This is a genomic window from Paenibacillus sp. FSL L8-0494 (genome assembly GCF_038003695.1).
Taxonomy (GTDB): domain Bacteria; phylum Bacillota; class Bacilli; order Paenibacillales; family Paenibacillaceae; genus Paenibacillus_AQ; species Paenibacillus_AQ odorifer.
In genome coordinates, this window is record NZ_JBBOPQ010000001.1 from 3442189 (window position 1) to 3461394 (window position 19206).

At 40.1% G+C, this 19206-nt stretch carries 16 protein-coding genes; all 16 read left to right on the plus strand.

From position 1 onward, the window contains the following. The 16 genes from NYE35_RS15755 to NYE35_RS15830 all read left to right on the plus strand — a co-directional run bounded on the left by NYE35_RS15755 (position 1) and on the right by NYE35_RS15830 (position 19145). Positions 1-1200, plus strand: coding sequence for a glucuronate isomerase (locus NYE35_RS15755; RefSeq protein WP_076099251.1), 1200 nt, complete (start codon positions 1-3; stop codon positions 1198-1200). A 16-nt stretch (positions 1201-1216) separates the two neighbouring features. Further along, complete coding sequence (locus NYE35_RS15760) at positions 1217-2248, plus strand: glycoside hydrolase family protein (protein ID WP_341121593.1); 1032 nt, start codon at positions 1217-1219, stop codon at positions 2246-2248. A 47-nt stretch (positions 2249-2295) separates the two neighbouring features. Further along, entirely contained in the window at positions 2296-3462 is a 1167-nt protein-coding gene (locus NYE35_RS15765) for a glycoside hydrolase family 88 protein (RefSeq protein ID WP_341121594.1), read from the plus strand. Then, entirely contained in the window at positions 3456-5258 is a 1803-nt protein-coding gene (locus NYE35_RS15770; protein ID WP_339825740.1) for an alpha-L-fucosidase, read from the plus strand. Before NYE35_RS15765 ends, NYE35_RS15770 begins: the two co-directional genes overlap by 7 nt. Before the next feature lie 239 nt (positions 5259-5497). Beyond that, positions 5498-6241, plus strand: coding sequence for a metal ABC transporter ATP-binding protein (locus tag NYE35_RS15775; protein WP_283160366.1), 744 nt, complete (start codon positions 5498-5500; stop codon positions 6239-6241). Then, positions 6234-7076, plus strand: coding sequence for a metal ABC transporter permease (locus NYE35_RS15780; protein WP_339810389.1), 843 nt, complete (start codon positions 6234-6236; stop codon positions 7074-7076). Before NYE35_RS15775 ends, NYE35_RS15780 begins: the two co-directional genes overlap by 8 nt. Continuing rightward, positions 7073-7993 carry a metal ABC transporter substrate-binding protein gene (locus NYE35_RS15785; protein WP_076099247.1) on the plus strand — a complete coding sequence of 307 codons (921 nt, stop codon included), beginning with the start codon at positions 7073-7075 and terminating at the stop codon, positions 7991-7993. The genes NYE35_RS15780 and NYE35_RS15785 overlap by 4 nt, the downstream gene beginning before the upstream one ends. A gap of 213 nt (positions 7994-8206) precedes the next feature. Next, positions 8207-9097: a hypothetical protein gene (locus NYE35_RS15790; protein WP_339825737.1), complete on the plus strand. Its 891-nt coding sequence runs from the start codon at positions 8207-8209 to the stop codon at positions 9095-9097. Between the two features lie 221 nt (positions 9098-9318). Then, positions 9319-11241: a BglG family transcription antiterminator gene (locus NYE35_RS15795; protein WP_038571012.1), complete on the plus strand. Its 1923-nt coding sequence runs from the start codon at positions 9319-9321 to the stop codon at positions 11239-11241. A 143-nt stretch (positions 11242-11384) separates the two neighbouring features. After that, a complete protein-coding gene (locus tag NYE35_RS15800; protein WP_036677859.1) occupies positions 11385-11702 on the plus strand; it encodes a PTS sugar transporter subunit IIB in 318 nt (105 codons plus the stop codon). A 23-nt stretch (positions 11703-11725) separates the two neighbouring features. Continuing rightward, a complete protein-coding gene (locus NYE35_RS15805; RefSeq protein ID WP_052097037.1) occupies positions 11726-12049 on the plus strand; it encodes a PTS lactose/cellobiose transporter subunit IIA in 324 nt (107 codons plus the stop codon). A gap of 59 nt (positions 12050-12108) precedes the next feature. Continuing rightward, complete coding sequence (gene celB, locus NYE35_RS15810; RefSeq protein WP_038571015.1) at positions 12109-13407, plus strand: PTS cellobiose transporter subunit IIC; 1299 nt, start codon at positions 12109-12111, stop codon at positions 13405-13407. 42 nt (positions 13408-13449) lie between these two features. Then, positions 13450-14922: a glycoside hydrolase family 1 protein gene (locus tag NYE35_RS15815; RefSeq protein ID WP_038571018.1), complete on the plus strand. Its 1473-nt coding sequence runs from the start codon at positions 13450-13452 to the stop codon at positions 14920-14922. Between the two features lie 216 nt (positions 14923-15138). After that, the gene (locus tag NYE35_RS15820) at positions 15139-15459 is read left to right on the plus strand and encodes an ArsR/SmtB family transcription factor (protein ID WP_038571021.1); all 321 of its coding nucleotides are present in this window, start codon (positions 15139-15141) and stop codon (positions 15457-15459) included. 2 nt (positions 15460-15461) lie between these two features. Next, positions 15462-15878: an SRPBCC family protein gene (locus NYE35_RS15825; RefSeq protein WP_036677852.1), complete on the plus strand. Its 417-nt coding sequence runs from the start codon at positions 15462-15464 to the stop codon at positions 15876-15878. Between the two features lie 102 nt (positions 15879-15980). Beyond that, on the plus strand, positions 15981-19145 hold the full coding sequence (locus tag NYE35_RS15830; protein ID WP_341121599.1) for an ATP-binding cassette domain-containing protein: 3165 nt from the start codon (positions 15981-15983) through the stop codon (positions 19143-19145). Positions 19146-19206 lie beyond the last annotated feature (61 nt).

Consider the following 19206-nt stretch of genomic DNA (forward strand, 5'->3'; position numbering starts at 1 on the left):
ATGAGTCAAACTTCATTGTGTGATGAAATCATGCGTCTGCCTGTAATCGATACACATACCCATCTCGTCGGCGATAAGCTAAACGCGGCTGACTTCTGGGAAATAGCCGATTATTTCTGGTTGAACCAAGAGCTTCAGTCAGCAGGATATCCGGCGAATGCGGACCAACTTTCGAAAGAGAAACGGGCTGACTCTTTTGTTAGCGCCTACCACGCTTCCCGTAATACGATGATGAATCGTGCTTTTACAGCAATCATGAAAGATCTGTACGGTATCTCCATCACAGATTCAGAGTCGGTGTTCAAAGCGGATATAACGATTAAACAGCAAAGTCACGATCCCGGCTGGGCGCAGAACGTAGCTGACCGTCTGCATGTGCAGCGGTTTATTGTAAACCGTCCGGAACATGCCAACTTTGCACACATGAGGGAAAATGCTCTACTGATTCCTCGAATTGACTCTTGGCTGCCTGAGCTGGCAAAGAATATTGCAGATTCCTATGATCCCAGCCGGGAGGCTGCTTATGCTCAAGCGAAAAAATTTATTAGCGAGCAGCTGCAGTCTTATCAGACTATGGGCTGTCCAGGAATCATGACTACGTTGCCAGCTTTTGAAGCCAAAGCTCATGATGTTTACAATCTTAGCAACGTAACTGGACCGGATGAAATCATGATGCTGCTCTTTCATCATATTTGTTCGGAACTGCAAGCAAGAGGAATGTTCTTGCAGTTGTTTCTCGGCGTCGAACGCAGATGGTGTAATACATCAGCTGCGCCAGTTAACGATTCGCTACGGATTGTTAAACTGTACGGTTTATTCGAACGGTATTCCATTCCGTTTGAGCTGGTGGTGGCTTCGGAATTAAATAACCTGGATGTTGTGCAGGCTGCATGGAATTTCCCTAACGTTCATGTAGGCGGGATGTGGTGGTATAACTTCAGACCCAGTACCTATTTGCAGAGCATGCAGTATCGGTTGGAGGCACTCGCCCCGCTCAAGTGTTCGCTCATTGTCTCGGATGCGCGCTGTATCGAATGGACATATGGCAAGCTGCTGATCGTTAAAAAAATACTTGCGCGCTTTTTGGAAAGTCAAATAGCGGAAGGCTGGATCAGCCGGGATGAGGCGCTGGATATTGCTGCGGAATGGCTGCATGGCAGTGCTGCTAAACGTTATAGACTAACGGATGTTAAGCAATAAGCCATGGAGGGAGAAAATGACTTTTTCATTAATGGACCGAATGTTGCCTGCTCCTTTGAACGGAGGATTCCGTATGGAGGATTGGTGGGTGTGGTGCGGATCAGCTGTGCGTGGCGAGGATGGGCGTTTTCATTTATTCGCATCCCGTTGGCCGAAATGGCTGCCGATGCATCCGGGATGGTTACTTCGCTCAGAAATTGTCCGCGCATCTGCCGATAACGCGGAAGGACCCTATACGTACGAAGAAACCGTACTACCCGCAAGGGGAGCGGAATACTGGGACGGACGAAGCACCCATAATCCGCATATCCTTCGGTATGGCGATAAGTTTCTGTTGTATTATATGGGCTCAACTCATCCATTCGCTGAGCCGCAACCTAATGAAACAGTGGAACTTGACGACTATCGGGTGATTGCCGCTCGTGCCAACAAACGTGTTGGCCTAGCTGTAGCCGACAGTGTATTCGGACCATGGACAAGGATGGATGCACCTATTCTGCCTACACGTCCGGGCAGGTTCGACAGCTTCCTCACATCCAATCCGGCTCCTTGTATCCGCGAAGATGGCTCCTTGCTATTGGTATATAAAGCCCGCAAATACGAAGGCAATTCCTATGGACAGATGACGCTTGGCATTGCCGGTTCATCTAAGGACGAAGGGCCATATAGAGTAATTAACAACGCACCTCTGTTTCCACCAGAGCGGTCCCATATTGAAGATCCATTTATCTGGCGGTCCGCGGACGGGTACCAAATGATCGCCAAGGATATGGATGGCCGGATATGTGGAGAAAAGCACGGTGGGATATTTGCATCATCTACGGATGGAACCGACTGGCAGCTGGCTGATTCAACGCAATCGTATTCCCGGCGGGTTCTCTGGGAGGACGGCACTGTGCAGTGGATGGGCAGCTTTGAACGTCCGTTCCTATTATTTCAGGAAGGGGTTCCTACCCATTTATTCGCTGCAGTAGCAGATGGACCGGGAGGGTTCCGAAATGCGAAGCACACTTGGAATATGGTCATTCCACTAAGGACAACGCTTTAAGAGGTTGAATTTCATAAATATCATCAATGTTAACAGGAGGTACTAAAATGGGAGATGTAATACCAACTCAACAAACTCGCGAACTGGTAATTTCGGAGTCAACTCTGGAATGGGGGGATAGCGCATGGCAACAAATTGTAAATAAAGTGGAAAAGACTAGTAAGCGAATTGGCGTTAGTTTTCCGCATGCTTCCGTGAGCGGAGTATACGATAACATGCGTCCATCGTGGTGGACAGCAGGGTTCTGGCCGGGTATTTTGTGGCAGATTGCCGCAGAGGGGAATTATCCGGCGCTGCAAGAAATCGCCGAGCAAATTGAAGAGAAACTGGATGAACCTCTTTATGCTCTTTCCGTACATCATGATGCCGGTTTTATATGGACACTCTCAGCTTTGGCCAATTACCGCGTGACTGGTAATGAACGCTCCAAGCAGCGCGGGTTGATGGCTGCCGCTCAACTGGCCAGCCGCTTTAACCTGAAAGGGTCATTTATCAGAGCCTGGCATGACACGGAGAAGATAAACCGGGCGGGATGGTCCATCATTGATACTGTAATGAATCTGCCCTTATTATACTGGGCATCGGAAGTTACAGAGGATCCGCGTTTCCGGCATATCGCCGCTGCGCATGCGGAAACGGTAGTGGAGCATTTTTTACGTCCAGATGGATCAAGTTATCATATTCTGCAGTTCAACCCGGAATCAGGAGAAAAAATCGGCGCTATGGCCGGCCAAGGTTATGCGGAAGAATCCGCTTGGGCACGGGGCAGCGCATGGATGATTTACGGTCTTACTTTGTCTTATCACTATACCGGAGAGAACAAGTTTCTATCGGGAGCTAAAAGAGCTGCGCACTTCTTCTTGGCTAATCTTCCGGAGGATCATGTACCTCACTGGGATTTCAGGGCACCTGATGCAGGCGAAAAGCCGCGTGATACCTCTGCTGGTGCATGTGCGGCATGTGGCTTGATCGAGCTGGCAAAGATCGTACCACAGGCAGAAGCCTCTTTTTACCTCCGAGCAGCAGAACAAATCGTTCGCTCACTTTATGAGAATTATGGGGCTTGGGACATTCCGGAAGAGGAGGGATTGATTCTTTCTGGAACATCCAATCTTCCAGGGGGTGTGCATATTGATACGCCACTGATCTATGGCGATTATTTCTTCGTCGAGGCTGTTTCTAAACTCCGCGGAGCCGTTCTTCAGTTATGGTAAGGAACGGAAAAACAACAGAAAACCTTCTCGATGATCCGTATAGTATACAGTCGGTCGACACTCCGATAGATAACGAGCAGGCTCGGCGTATGGAATGGTGGCAGGAAGCAAGGCTCGGCTTGTTTATTCACTGGGGACCTTATGCCCTGCCTGCGGGTGAATGGAAGGGAAAAGAAATACAAGCTTCTTACAGTGAGCATATTATGCTACGCGCGAAGATCCCAGTTGCTGAATATGAGGAAATGGCCGCAGCGTTCAGTCCATCAGCTTTTGATGCAATGAAGTGGGTGCGGACTGCCAAGCGTGCTGGCCTAAAATATATCATCTTTACAGCTAAACATCACGACGGCTTCGCGATGTATGACTCGAATGTATCCGAATATTCGATCGTCAAGCACACCTCATTAGGCCGTGACCCCCTTCGGGAACTAATGGAGGCATGTAGTGCGGAAGAAATGGTACTCGGAATTTACTACTCCCATGCGATGGATTGGCATGATCCAGACTCTCAAGGGAATACCTGGGATTATCCACTGAATATCGGCGCTTATGATGACGTTCAAACTTGGTTAAATGATATCGATAAACACACCCGCTTTGAACGATATTTGCACAGCAAATCAATCCCTCAAGTCCGTGAGCTGCTGACGGACTACGGAAAAGTTGGTTTAATGTGGTTTGATTGCGGGGGCAAACTGACCCGTGAGCAAGGAGAAGCGTTTTTGGCGGCGGTTCATGCAATTCAGCCAGATTGTTTGGTCAATAGCAGAGTATGGAAAGCACCACTTGGAGATTATTCAAATACATCTGATAATCAACTTACGACTCGTAACCTTGGTAAGTACTGGGAGAATATTATTACGTTAAATGACTCATGGGGGTATAAGAGATCCGATCACCATTGGAAATCTCCTGTAACTATCATCCGCCAGATCATCGATGTTGTAAGCAAAAATGGGAATCTGGTTATCAATATCGGCCCAACAGCGACAGGGGAATGGGATCCAGTATCCGAATCCATTTTGCTTGAAGTAGGAGATTGGTTAAATACCAATGGGGATAGCATTTACGGTGCTGGAGAATCGCCCACAGCCAAACCGTCTTGGGGTAGATGCACTTTGAAAGGAAACACATTATATCTGCATGTTTTCAATCTTAAGAAGAGAAATAAGCTAATCGTTCCCGGTCTGAAGACCGCTGTTCAAAAGGTATTTGCTTTAGATGGAGGGGAGGAGCTGTTTTTCACAAAGCTATCTGAGCAGGATCTGGAAGTCGAACTCCCCAGCTTACCGAACTTTGCCGAAAATTCTAACAACATGCCGCTGGTCATCGCAATTGTCTGTGCAGAACCTGTAGAAGGTAATCCAGTCCGATTATTGGACTTTGGAGAAGATACCTTACTAGAATTGGGGGTATTTGAAAGCGAGATCTTTGGTCCAACCCTCCGTTACGATACAGGAAAAAAAGACCATGATAATTTGTTGGACTGGAAGGATAGAGAGGATACCACAGTTTGGCATGTCCGGACATTAGGTCCGGTAAGATTTCAAGTTAGTATCGCATATCGCAGCGAAGAAGGAGAGAATGGCGGTGGCGGAGTCTACCTCATCAAGGCTGCGGATCAAATTTTGCAAGCTAAAGTTATTTCTACCGATGAGGTTAATAATTTTCAAAGCTTTCAAGTAGGTGAACTGTATCTCCCCACGGCAGGAGAATATACGATTCAATTGCAGGCAGAGCTTATTACAGGGGGTTATTTGATGCAGCCTAGATGTTTAAAACTACTGCAACTATGATATTTTTATATTGTAATAATGAAAAAGAACTCAAATCACTTGGGTTCTTTTTTTTGTTGATTTAAGGATTGTTGTTGACATATTGCCCTTGGGTAAATATATTGTATATAAGAATAAATGTTTACCGAGGGAAACAAATTGAACCAAAGGAATCATTGTTTCTATTAGGAAATAAATTAACCGGGTGAACAGAACAGTGCTACATATGAACTTAACAGAGATAAGGAGTTTTTTTTATGATTGAAATCAGAAACCTAAACGTAGATTATTTCGGTAATTCTGCACTAGAAAATGTAAATATTGATATTCCCTTTGGGTATGCAATCGGAATTATCGGACCAAATGGTGCCGGGAAATCTACATTTATCAAGTCTTTGTTAGAGGTGATAAAGAAGAGAACAGGATCAGTTATGGTGGAGGGAAAAGATATTTCTGAGTACAAACGGAAGATCGCATATGTGCCGCAAAAGAATGACATTGATCTTTCTTTTCCAATCACGGTAAGGGATACAGTGCTGACTGGAACTTACCCTAATTTGCGAATCTTCCAGCGTCCCGGAAAAACAGAGCGGCAAAGAGTCGAGGAATGTATGGCGATGGTGGATATAAGTGATCTTGCAAATAAACAAATCAGCAATCTGTCCGGGGGACAACTCCAAAGAGTTTTTATCGCCAGGGCACTTGCACAACAAGCAAATGTATTTTTTTTAGATGAACCTTTTGTAGGCATAGATTTAGTCAGTGAGAAAATCATTGTAAAGCTGCTAAAACAACTTCGCGAAGAAGGGAAAACCATACTCATCGTTCATCATGATTTGCATGAGGTCGAAGAATATTTTGACAAAGTCATCATTCTCAATAAGAAATTAATTGCTTTTGGTGACGTTAAAGACACCTTTACGCCAGAGAATATCCTCAGCGCCTATGGTGCCTCCTTAGGTAATCTGGTGATCAAAGGGATGGGGGCGACAGATCATGATTGATTATTTCTCAGGGGTATTAAACATTCCAATATATGCACTTAACGCGGGATTATCTGCTATCATTCTTGGAATTGTATCAGGGGTTTTAGGAAGCTTTATTGTGCTCAGAAAGATGTCATTAATGGGAGATGCGTTATCACATGCGGTGTTACCCGGGGTGGCGTTATCTTATATCTTAGGAATCAACATCCTTCTTGGAGCTTCACTGTTTGGACTATTAGCAGCAGTTCTCATTCAATTTATAACAAGTCGCAGCAATATTAAAAGTGACACTTCTATTGGCATTATTCTTAGCTCATTTTTTGCGCTAGGCATTGTCCTAATTACTTTCGCCAAAAGCGGGCTTGATCTAACTCACATTCTATTTGGTAATATTCTGGCCGTCCCACAGTCGGAGTTAATGCAATCCTTTATTATTATGCTTGTTGTTATTGCCATCATTTCATTGCTGTATAAAGAGCTTTTAATGAGTTCATTTGATCCGGTTGTTTCCAAAGCCTATGGGTTAAAAACAGGGTTCTATCATTATTTATTGATGATGCTCCTATCTGTAGTTACCGTATCTTCGTTATCTCAAGTAGGAATTGTGCTTGTGATTGCAATGCTGGTTATTCCGGCTGCTACATCCTATCTCTGGACGAATAAGCTGTTCCACATGATTATCCTAGCTTCTACAATCGGCGCTGTATCCGGGATTATAGGTGTAATTGTAAGCTTTAAATTCAATTTACCTACAAGTGCGACGATTGTTCTGGTCGGCGTAAGTATGTTCGGAATTTCATTTATAATCTCACCAAAAAATAATTTTTTCAGGAAAGGGTTGAAACAAAGATGAAGACCATAAAAATACTCTCTTTGACAATGTTTATCGTACTTCTTACCGCATGCTCAAAGGTTAGTGAAGGAGATGCAGACCATGATAAGCTGCAGATTGTTGCAACATACTCCATTATCGCTGATATGACCGAAAACATTGTAGGGGAGAAGGCTGAAGTTTACAGTATGGTACCCATCGGAACAGATCCGCATATGTACGATCCATTACCCAAGGATACAAGTAAGGTTTCTAGCGCAGATTTAGTGTTTTATAACGGTTTGAACCTAGAAACAGGTAAGGGGTGGTTTCAAGATCTTCTAGATGTGACTAATAAAAAGGATGTTGCTTTTGCAGTCTCAGATGAAGTATCTCCAATGTACCTAACAGAAAAAGGAAAAGAAACTCAGGTTGACCCTCATGCCTGGCTGGATATTCAGAATTCAATAAAATATGTAGATATTATCACTAAACGTGTAATCGAAAAAGATCCCGACAACAAAGAATTTTATCTTAATAATCAATCAGAATATGTTAAGAAACTGAATGAATTGGATCAATATGCAAAAGAAGCAGTCGAAAAAATTCCACAAGAGAAACGTATCCTTGTTACCAGTGAAGGAGCATTCAAATATTTTTCTAAAGCTTACGGATTTGAATCGGCTTTTATCTGGGAGATCAATACGGATAGTCAAGGAACGCCAGAACAAATGAAAAACATAATTAAGATCATTGATGAAAATCAAGTGCCTGCATTATTTCTGGAAACTAGCGTAAATCCAAAAACAATGGAAACTATCGCAAATGAAACGGGAGTACCGATACATTCTAAGATTTTCACCGATTCTTTAGCTAAGAAAGGCGAAGAGGGCGACACATACATTAAGATGATCAAATGGAATATTGATAAAGTTATAGAAGGTTTATCTCAATCCTAAATGCCTGGCTCCAAGCTTATATCAACCGACAGAAGGTTCAGTTTACAGCTGATTCCTATGTCGGTTTTTTATTGTATAAATGCTTCTATGGAGCCTCAAAATATTACGTTTACGCCTTAGGATAACCTGCTACAGGAAATATCTTCTTGTCTACTTTTCAAAAAAATCTTGGTAAGGTAGAGGCTAACACTTAATAAGAGGTGAAAAGTTGTCATGATTAAGAAACACTGTTTGTTCTGTGATGAGATTGTTTCCATTGAACCAGAAGGCGATAACGATAGATATATAGGCTGTTCTTGTTCACCAGGCGGGTTTTATAGTCTACGTAGAGACAGCTACGAACCCATTAATTCACTCCCGCATCAAAAGAAACGCGATATGCTGCATGTAGTATCGGCTTACATACGTGAGCTGACTGATTGTGATGAGAAGATCACTATATCTGCTGATGATTTAGAGTCCATTGTAAATTCACCCAAAATACCTGTGAGCATTGAAGATAAAGGAAACCGTCTACTGCAATATTTATATAGACATTCTGAAGGCCCGGGGGAAGCGGTTGTCATTCAACCCCTCTCTAGCAGCTATAACTTGACGTATTCTCCCAATCTGCAAGAGCTGGTATATATCATAGACAAGTTGATAAGTGATCAGCTTCTGATCAGGGAAGGCATGACCTTTAAGCTTACTGAAACCGGCTGGAATGAAGCTGCGGAAAGCGCTGGAGGTAAGAAACTAAAACCTTGTCTCGTGCTCGTGTCGGATGAAGAGAATTTGTCTACAACATGGCTGGAGAAGTTATTGCCCAAAATAGAGCAGTGTGGTTTTCTTCCGCGCTTATTAACACATACGAAAACTCAGAACGGTGAAAAATACGAGTTGGAACAAATCGCAGATAGCAAACTGATTATCGCAGATTTAACGGGACAATCCCCAGAGGTGTATTTTTCGGCGGGATATGCACTTGGTTTAAACATACCCGTATTATGGACCGTAAACAGTATTGAGGCGGATAAACTTTTTGTACAGCTTAAGGATATTCGTCCTATTGTGTGGGATTCAGCAGAAGAACTAGCAATTATACTACAGCAGAAGTTGAGTTAACCCGCAAAATCATTGCCTATGACTCGATAACCTGGCTGAAATTCAAACAGGTGTCTTCTTAAATGAGGACGCCTGTTTCGTTTGGTACTGTAAGAACACTATCAAATTTTCTTAGGAAGTGATATTGTAACCGATATAAAAAAATGAGCAAATGTATGTAAATGTATGCTTCAGTTAATATTAGCTCATATTCATACTCTGGATAAGAAAGAGGGATAGAATTGTTTTCAAAACGGCAAAAAGAAATACTTTTATATTTAATTAATTCTAATCAACCTGTCACAGCTGCATGGATTTCTAAGGAACTGAATGTTAGCGATCGAACGATCCGTAATGATTTAAAGGAACTACAAAATATATCTTCCGTATTAGGCCTGAAAATAGAATTGATTCGTGGGAAAGGCTTCGTTATAAGAATCATCGATAAAGATACATTCTCTCAAAAATTACATGAGTTAACTAATGATAAAATCAGTCATTCTACATTTGATTTTTCAGAACAAGATAATAGGGTTTTTTATTTGTTGAGCCGTTTTTTATTAGAAAATAACTATATCAAGTTGGTCACTATTGAAGATGAGATGTTTGTATCTAAATCAACAATCCAAAACGATCTAAAAGAAGTGCGTAAGATACTGGAAAAATACAACCTGAATTTAGTTAATCGGCCTCATTATGGCCTGTTTATAGAGGGCGATGAATTTAAGAAACGAATATGTTTGTCCAATTTTTTATACAAAAGAGAAGAAAACTCCGATCCGACCCTCGATAACTTTACTTTGTTTGACAAAGAGGTATACACGAAAATTAAAGAAATTATCATTGGCAAAGTAAATAAATACAAAATTGAGATTTCAGATATTTCCTTGGAAAACCTCGCTATTCACTTAATAATAGCTTGTAAACGTATCGAAGAGGGATTTTTAATCGAAGAACCGTCGGTAAATCTTATGGAAGAGTACCCGTTTGAAAAAATTGTTGCCCATGAAATTGTTAAAGACATAGAAGAGTTCACAGATTTGCTCTTTTCTGATTCAGAGATTAATTATATTATCATCCATTTAGTTGGAACAAAGTTGCTGCCGAAAGAAAATTTAACGGAATACAGTAAGTTCGATGAAGTGGACTCCATTGTCAGCTGTATTTTGAAAAGTTTACAAACTGAGTTGAATTGGGATTTTGGCCATGACCATGAATTTATTCAAGCCCTGACCCTTCACATTAGGCCTGCGATGAATAGGTTAAGATACAACATGAATTTTAGAAATCCTCTGTTGAATGATATTAAGACGAGTTTTCCAGCCGCATTCGAAGGAGCACTTATTGCGAGTAAATGTATTAACTACTATTTGGATTTAGAAGTTGGAGAACATGAAGTTGCTTACATTGCTTTGCACATTGGGGTTGCTTTAGAAAGAATGAAAAATAAAAACAAAAAAATAAAACGAGTTATTCTTGTATGTGCGTCCGGTGTTGGAAGTGCCAAATTACTTTATTACCGATTGATCAATTCATTTGAGAATCTATTGCAGATTGTAGACACAATTAGTTTTTACAAATTAGCAGAAACGGACCTATCCTCGATTGATTTTATTATCAGTACAGTTCCGATCAATGAAGATATATGTATTCCCGTCTATGTTGTAAATACCTTTTTAGAAGCTAAAGACCTCAAAAGAATCAAGGACGTCTTATTGTCTTCAGAACAGGTGGCAGAAACTCATTCTTACCTTGACGCATCTAGAGTATTCGTGAAAAAAGAATTTACCACAAAGGAAAGTGTGATTCATTTTTTAAGCAATGAGCTAACAAAACAAGGGCTTGTACCAGAGCATTATGAATCCTTAGTAGTTGAAAGGGAGTCCTATGCACCCACTAGTTTTGGAAATCTTGTCGCTGTTCCACATCCTTCACTTCCAGTTACCTCGGAAACCTTTTGGACAATCTGTACGTTAAAACGTCCTATTCGTTGGAATGATAAGCAAATGGTGCAATTAATTTGTTTATTAAACATTAAAGAAGGAAACAATGTCGACCTAGATAAAATGTATAAAAAGCTAGGATCATTGATAGAGGATAAAGAGATTGTTGTGCAGATCCTTGCCAAGGACTCTGTGGAAGAAATTATACAATTACTAAACTAGAGTGAGTGAGAAATTAGGTATGGCCTTACTGTTTGCAATGTAACCGTTTCCTGTTGATTTGGAAAAAGGTTAGCTTAAAAAGAAAGCGATTTAAGTTTACACTAAAGGTGTTCAATAAATGATAATTTTAGGGGGAAGTCAATATGAATACAATTATGTTGGTGTGTTCAGCAGGAATGAGTACAAGCCTTTTAGTAACAAAAATGCAGAAGGTTGTTGAAGAAAAAGGGTTGGATGTCGATGTTTTTGCTAAATCAGCATCTGAAATTGATATTACTTTGCAAGAGAAAAAGGTTGATGTCTTATTGTTAGGACCTCAGGTGAAATATATGAAAAAGCAATTAGAAACAAGATTAGCAGATAAAAACATTCCTATAGAAGCTATTGATATGTTGAATTACGGAATGATGAACGGTGAAAAAGTACTTGAACAAGCATTGCAATTAATTGAAAGTAAATAGAGATAAGAGAGGAGCAGAGAGTAATGGTAGATGAAGTGAAAGAGGAATACTATACTGTGGCTTTTAACATTATCAGTAATGTAGGCGCAGCTAAAAGCTTAGTAATGGAGGCGCTTTTCGCAGCCAAAGAGGGAGAATTTAAAGAGGCACAAGAAAAATTAGAAGAATCAAAGCAATTTTTTAGAGAAGGTCATAAAATGCATAAATCATTAATCAAAAGAGAAGCAAATGGCGAACAGCTTCAATTCTCACTGATCCTTATGCATGCTGAAGACCAACTAATGAGTGTTGAGACCATTTCTTTACTTGTTACGGAAATAATTGAACTTTATAAGCTTTCAAAATAGGATCAAAAAGAAGTGGCATCGCAATAAGAAAATACTTCTTCGGGAGCGTGCAAGAAACTATGGATAAAATAACGAAATTTTTAGAAGATAAGGTAATGCCAGTTGCAGGTAAAATCTCTGGTCAGCGGCATTTACAAGCGCTTCGCGATGCAATGGTTTTAACTATCCCGTTTATTATTATCGGTTCCATTTTTTTAATCTTAGCAAACCTGCCAATTCCAGCCTATTTAGATTTCTTGGTCGCCCATCCAAATATCAAAACAGCCTTACTATATCCGTACAATGGTACATTTAACCTTGTCGCATTAGTTGCAACATTTGCCGTTGGTTATAGACTAGCAGAGAGCTATAAAGTGGATCCGCTTTCCTCAGGGGCTGTGGCATTATGTTCATATTTTGTAGTCACTCCATCAACATCTTTCACAGTAGATGATGTTGTCACAAAAGCAATGAACGTGAACTATTTTTCGAGTCAAGGATTATTTGTAGGATTGTTAACCGCAATCTTCGCAACAGAAATATATCGCAGAATCGTACAAAAAAATATAGTTATTAAAATGCCGGATGGTGTGCCGCCAACAGTTGCTAAATCCTTTACAGCGATTATTCCTGGTTTCTTTGTTATCGTGAGTGTCTGGGGAGTTCGCCTACTCGTTGAGAACTTCACTGGTTTTGATAACGTGCATACCATTGTTGCCAAACTTCTTCAACAACCATTAACTACTGTTGGTACAAGCTTAGCGGGAACAATTGTTGTGTTTTTGTTAATCAACTTATTATGGGCAATAGGATTACATGGTTCCACCATTGTAGGTTCTGTCATGTTGCCTATCTGGTTGCAATTGACCTCAGAAAATGCTGCAGCTTACGCAGCGGGTTCACCCGTCCATAATATTGTTACAGCAGAATTCAGATATCTTATCTTTATCGGGGGATCTGGTGCAACTCTAGGACTAACGATTGCAATGTTATTCTTTGCGAAGAGCAAACAGCTGAAACAAATGGGTCGACTGACGATTGGACCAGGACTATTTAATATCAATGAACCGTTAATTTTCGGGATGCCCATCGTATTAAACCCAATGATGTTAATCCCATTTCTTATAACACCGATTGTTACTGTTTTGATAACCTATCTCTCCATGGATTTTGGATTAGTAGCGTTGCCAATAGGTGTACTGCCTCCGGGAACAATGCCATTAATTATCGGCGGATATTTGATGACAGGTAGTATCTCGGGAATGATCTTACAAATTGTACTGTTTGCAGTAGCGTTTATTATTTACTATCCGTTCTTTAGAATAATGGATAATCAAAAATATAAAGAAGAACAAGATGCCCTTATCCAACAGGTTTAATCCGTAGTATATGTTTTATTTAACAACAAGGAGGGTTTACACATGTTTGAATTGAAAACGACATTTCCAGAAAACTTTTTATGGGGGGGAGCAGCAGCTGCTAATCAACTAGAAGGAGCAAGTGATGTTGGCGGTAAAGGGCTTTCTCTAGCAGATGTATATATTTTTGACGAAAACACCCCTAAAAAAAACTGGTCTGACCAGTGGCACCTCATGACTCATAAGCAAATAGAAGAAGCACAAGATCCCGCAAGTGAAAAGTATTATCCCAAAAGACATGGGGTGGATTTTTATCACCACTATAAAGAAGATATTGCTTTATTAGCCGAAATGGGTTTTAAAGCCTTCCGCATGTCCATTGCTTGGACTCGTATTTTTCCAAATGGGGATGAATTAATCCCTAATGAAGAAGGTCTTGCATTTTATGATCGTGTGTTTGATGAATTGAATAAATATGGAATTGAGCCTATTGTTACTTTATCCCATTATGAAATGCCACTTCATCTAACAACTAAGTATGGAGGTTGGGTGAACCGGAAAGTTATAGATTTTTTTGTTCGCTATGCAACCACTGTAGCTGAAAGATACAAACATAAAGTGAAATATTGGATGACTTTTAATGAAATTAACTGTGTAGTACACCACCAATATGTAAGTCTAGGAGTTATCGAAGAAAATCACCCGAATATTGAACAAGCAATGTTTCAAGGAGCACATCATCAATTTGTAGCAAGTGCACTTGCAACCAAAGCGTGTAAAGAAAGTAATCCTCAAGCAATGGTTGGATGTATGGTTAGTTATCAACTTCTTGTTCCTTATAGCTGCGATCCTGATGACGTTCAAGCCACAGTTGATAAACAACGTACCTCTTTATTCTTTACTGATGTACAAGCGAGAGGTTACTATCCGGCTTATACCGCTCGAATGTTTGCAGAAAAAAATATAGTTCTGAAAACAGAGCCTGAGGATGAACAAATCATGAAAGACTATCCAGTGGATTATGTATCCTTTAGCTACTATATGTCTGGTGCAGTCAGTGCACATCCAGAAAAGATAGAAGGCGCAGAAGGGAATTTGCTTACAGGCGGAGTGAAAAATCCTTATTTACCATCCAGTGATTGGGGTTGGCAGATTGATCCTAAGGGTTTACGAACTGCAATAAACCAATTGTATGACCTTTATCAAAAGCCGGTACTTGTTGCAGAGAATGGCCTAGGTGCTTTAGACGTATTACAAGAAGGCGATGTTATAGAGGATGATTATCGAATTGATTATTTAAAAGAACATATTAAGCAAATAAAAGAAGCCATTGCAGATGGTGTAGATGTAATGGGCTACACAAGCTGGGGTTGCATAGATATGGTGAGTGCAGGAACAAATCAAATGTCCAAGCGTTATGGCTACATTTATGTGGACCAAGATGATATGGGCAGAGGTACAAAACGTCGTATAAAGAAAAAATCATTTTATTGGTACAAAAATGTTATCGCTACTAATGGAGAACAATTAGATTAATTATTAAATCGTAAAACGAAATGATTCATCTGGAGGCATTATCAGGAGCAGTCCTAAGCGGGACTTGCTTTTGGTAATGCTTTTTTTATTGGATTGTTGACATGTGACCATTTGGTGTCTTATAATCAATCAGACACCAAATGGTGTCCTATTAGGTAATAATGATGGATACTAGGTGACATTACAGGAAATATTACGGAAAAGGTGGGGGTGGTTGTGAGCGACAATAGTCAAGTGAGGGATGTTTATGACGCTGTTGCGGATCCAACAAGACGAAAACTTCTTCAAATTCTGGCTGATGTTGATGAATTACCTCTGTATGAGATAACGATTCATTTTGAAATGGGTCGTACAGCCGTTTCGAAGCATTTAAATATACTTAAAGATGCTGGTCTCGTAATTGCTCGAAAGGTTGGCAGAGAGACGAGGTATCGGTTGAATGCCAATCCTTTGAAAGAAATTCAAGATTGGGTATCTTTTTATGAAGGATTCTGGAAGCAAAGAATTGATAAATTAAAACTTATATTGGAGGAATAACTATGAAACCAGATGTATCATTAGATTTTCAATTTACAAGTTCGATCGAGAAGGTATGGAATGCTTTAACGGATTCGGATACGCTTGCGAAATGGATCTGGAGCAATGATTTTAAACCCGTCGTTGGTCATAAATTTCAATTCCGTGCTGAGCCAAATGAATGGTGGGATGGAATTGTAGATAGCGAAGTACTCGTCGTGGATGAGCCTCATACGTTATCTTATACTTGGAATAGTGCGGGAGAAAGTACTACTGTTACTTGGACTGTGAGTCAAGATTCAGAGGGGAAGGTTAATCTCCATCTAGATCAATCAGGATTTAGTGAAGAGACGAAAGCCCGCCAAGGAGCCATCGAAGGTGCTAAATATGCTTGGACAAATATGGGTGGTCAGCTCGAAAAGGTATTAGCAGAATTGTAATTCAAGAATAGGGCGCTTTTCTGGAACAGGGAAAGTGCCCTTTTTAATGGAATAAATCATGGCAATACTAGATGAAGAGAATGGAGATGAGATGAGCTTACTATGAAAATAAATCAATTAATTGCGAACAATATTAACAGATTAGAAACGGTACTGCCAGTGGATGAGTCGTTAGGAATTGCTGGTTTGTCTGGATCTGGTAAAACAACTTTTTGTCAAACGATTGGGGAAGAATCAAAAAAACGTCTCGTTTCCTTATTGCCAAAAGCTGAATACCAGTATTTATTCCCCAATATTATGGAGACTAATTTCAGTGCGATCAAAATGGAAGCAATGCCCCTTGTTCTTTTTCTTGGTAGGTCATCCATATCTTCAAATCCTCGGTCAACCATTGGCACACATACAGGTGTGTTTACTGAAATTCGTGTCACTCTTGCTGAACAATATAATCTCTCTCCAGAGGTTTTTTCATTTAATAATGAATTAGGTTGGTGTCCTGATTGTAAGGGGCGTGGAACTACAAAAAATATCGAGTGTAAAAAGTGTCAAGGAAAACGCTACAATCAAGCAGCTGAACAATATAAAATTGAATTATTGGATCAATCACAGAGTATTTCCGATCTAAACGACTTTAGCATCGAAACCATTTTTAAACTAGCAGAAAAGCTTAAGATAAGTGAGGGTAAACAACAAATCCTGAAAAATATAATCAATATGAATATTGGTTATTTAACATTAAATCGTATTATGGGTACATTGTCAGGCGGAGAATTAACACGACTTTACTTGGCAGAATTTATGGCAACAAGTGAAAACACCGTGATTATCATTGATGAAATCTCCGTGGGTCTCGATCACCAAACGCTATTGAAGATTTTAGCGGAGATTAAACAATTGGGATATAAAAATCAAATTTGGCTCATTGACCACTCTGACACGGTGCTGGATACAGCGGATAAACACTTGTTCTTTGGACCTGGTAGTGGCAAATACGGCGGGAAAATAGTTGAGGAATCACCACGTCCTGAGCCCATCAATAAAGAACTAAATCAGGCAGCACCTGCAGAATATTATCAATTTCATGATCTTTATTGCCGTAATATTCAAATGGCCGAGATTCAGATTCCCCAAAATAGACTGGTAACTTTTACTGGTGAGTCCGGATGTGGTAAATCTACGCTGGTTAATGAATGTATGGTCAAAGATTTTCTAAAGCGTTATTCCAAAGATAAGCTGGTGATCGTAGGGCAAGATCGAAATCAGTCGATTACCAGTCGCTCGACCGTTGCCACTTTTCTTGATATTAAAAGGAAACTCACAAAGTACAGTGAGGATATTGATGATATTTTTGAGCGCTCGATTGAAGATATTATTGTTGAACTGCCAAATGAGGACATTGCTCATAAAAGACTAAGCTTATTGATCAAGCTTGGACTTGGTTATTTGACGTTGGAGCGAAAAACACAGTCCTTATCCACGGGTGAATTTCAATGTGTCCATTTAGTTTCTGAGCTGTTTGCGGGCTCAAGAAATCCACATACACTTTTTATTTTTGACGAGCCTTCCAAAGGTTTATCACAAAATATTTTAAATCAATTCATTGACAGCATTAGGGACATTTTGCAGGATGAATCTGTCTCCATAATCATGATTGAACATAATTCTTATATGTTAGATAACTCTGATTTTATCGTTGATTTTGGCAAAAGACAGCTTGCACCTGTGGAGCATCTTGATGTTCTCAGTCATGATGATTATTATCGTCAACAAAACAGTGCAGATAGCGTGGCGCCTGCGCACATTTCTTCAACACTCCAGCAACAAAATGGAATTGCCTATTTAAAAGAAGATCAGATCGCCTATTTTAAAAATGCAGAGAACATCTATAAAGGTGGCATATTAAAAAGCTTATCCTCCATGGCCCGCCTGATTTATGGTGAATATGAATCGGATACGATTGCACCTGTCATCGCCATTGATCTGGAACGACACTTGTATAGTCAGTTTACTTTCCTTTATGAAATGGGTGGCTTGATCAACCATATTGTGGCAGCGCATCCCACTAATAAGGATACAAAAAGCTTTGATTTCTATCAATCAGACAATCATTGTCCAAGCTGTAAGGGCCGCCGTGTGATTGAAGAATTTGATTTTGATATTGTACTTCAGGACAAGAACGTCCCCTTTTGGGACGGCTCATTACATCCAGATGCGATGGAGATTCTGAAATTCTATCAATTACCAAAAATAAAATTCATCTTTGATGAGTTAAAGAATGAGCTCGGACAAGATATTAGCAAAAGTTATAATGAGATGACAGAAGCTGAAAAACACACCTTTTTATACGGGTATTGGGAAAAGTCTTTCTATGATAAAGCAGCTAAAGCCTCGAGAACTTGGGAAGGCTTTAATACCATTATCGGGAACTATATGGTCATTTCGAAATCAATTATTAAAGAGCATATTAAAGCGTCCAAAAAAATGATTACTTGTCCAATCTGTCAAGGAACGGTGTTAAATCATCATAAAAAGCTTAAATTCGGCGACACTGATATTCGCGAGCTTATTGGGATGCCCCTTGATCAAGTCATTAGCACCGTTGGTGAATTACAGGTACTAGAAAAAATGAAAGCCATCGTGGGCGGAGATATGGTTTTGACAGAAGAGGTCTCTCTATTACCCAGGGAAACACAAGTCGCTCTAAAAATGCTTGAACTAGAGTTAGGAAGTTTTGCGCAATATGAAATGGTGTTACAAAATGCCTTGCCATTCTGGAACAGCATTAGCAGCAGTATCGAATCCATCAGCAGGAAAAACCGGATTACCATCTGTGATTTTGCCAATATCCACGAAACAAGAGAAAATATCATAGATAAGTATTTCACTAATGGAAAATATAAAAAGCTGACTTATGTCTATGAAGCGTTTGGTTACAAAAAAATCGTCACCTTAATTAATAAGATTAAAGCAAGCCATCCATGTCCATTCTGTAAAGGAAAAAAAGTAATTTCGGAAGATGGACTTCATGATGGCGTATATAAATTAACGATTCCTTGTGTTAGTTGTTATGCGAGTGGCATCAATGATGAAGGGCGTAAGGAAGTCGTTGAAGGTATAGATGTGCAAACTTGGCTAACGGGTAAAGTAAGTGACGTTGTTTCTAAAAGCTTAAACATTGAGGCTGTAGCTGATATTCCAATTTTCAATCGTATTCGTGAGTTGAATAAACAAGAGATGATGGCTGTTTACCAATTTCTTGAGCAATAGAGTTTAGTTTTCTCAAAAAGACGATATAGAAAAGTAACGCATCGAGTCCATAGACCCGATG

Excerpts from the sequence above, each read along its gene's own strand:
- NYE35_RS15790 (WP_339825737.1), top strand. The coding sequence starts at position 8,207 with ATGATTAAGAAACACTGTTTGTTCTGTGATGAGATTGTTTCCATTGAA.
- NYE35_RS15805 (WP_052097037.1), top strand. The coding sequence starts at position 11,726 with ATGGTAGATGAAGTGAAAGAGGAATACTATACTGTGGCTTTTAACATT.
- NYE35_RS15765 (WP_341121594.1), top strand. The coding sequence starts at position 2,296 with ATGGGAGATGTAATACCAACTCAACAAACTCGCGAACTGGTAATTTCG.
- NYE35_RS15800 (WP_036677859.1), top strand. The coding sequence starts at position 11,385 with ATGAATACAATTATGTTGGTGTGTTCAGCAGGAATGAGTACAAGCCTT.
- NYE35_RS15760 (WP_341121593.1), top strand. The coding sequence starts at position 1,217 with ATGACTTTTTCATTAATGGACCGAATGTTGCCTGCTCCTTTGAACGGA.
- NYE35_RS15770 (WP_339825740.1), top strand. The coding sequence starts at position 3,456 with ATGGTAAGGAACGGAAAAACAACAGAAAACCTTCTCGATGATCCGTAT.
- NYE35_RS15815 (WP_038571018.1), top strand. The coding sequence starts at position 13,450 with ATGTTTGAATTGAAAACGACATTTCCAGAAAACTTTTTATGGGGGGGA.
- NYE35_RS15825 (WP_036677852.1), top strand. The coding sequence starts at position 15,462 with ATGAAACCAGATGTATCATTAGATTTTCAATTTACAAGTTCGATCGAG.
- NYE35_RS15830 (WP_341121599.1), top strand. The coding sequence starts at position 15,981 with ATGAAAATAAATCAATTAATTGCGAACAATATTAACAGATTAGAAACG.
- NYE35_RS15755 (WP_076099251.1), top strand. The coding sequence starts at position 1 with ATGAGTCAAACTTCATTGTGTGATGAAATCATGCGTCTGCCTGTAATC.
- NYE35_RS15785 (WP_076099247.1), top strand. The coding sequence starts at position 7,073 with ATGAAGACCATAAAAATACTCTCTTTGACAATGTTTATCGTACTTCTT.
- celB (WP_038571015.1), top strand. The coding sequence starts at position 12,109 with ATGGATAAAATAACGAAATTTTTAGAAGATAAGGTAATGCCAGTTGCA.
- NYE35_RS15780 (WP_339810389.1), top strand. The coding sequence starts at position 6,234 with ATGATTGATTATTTCTCAGGGGTATTAAACATTCCAATATATGCACTT.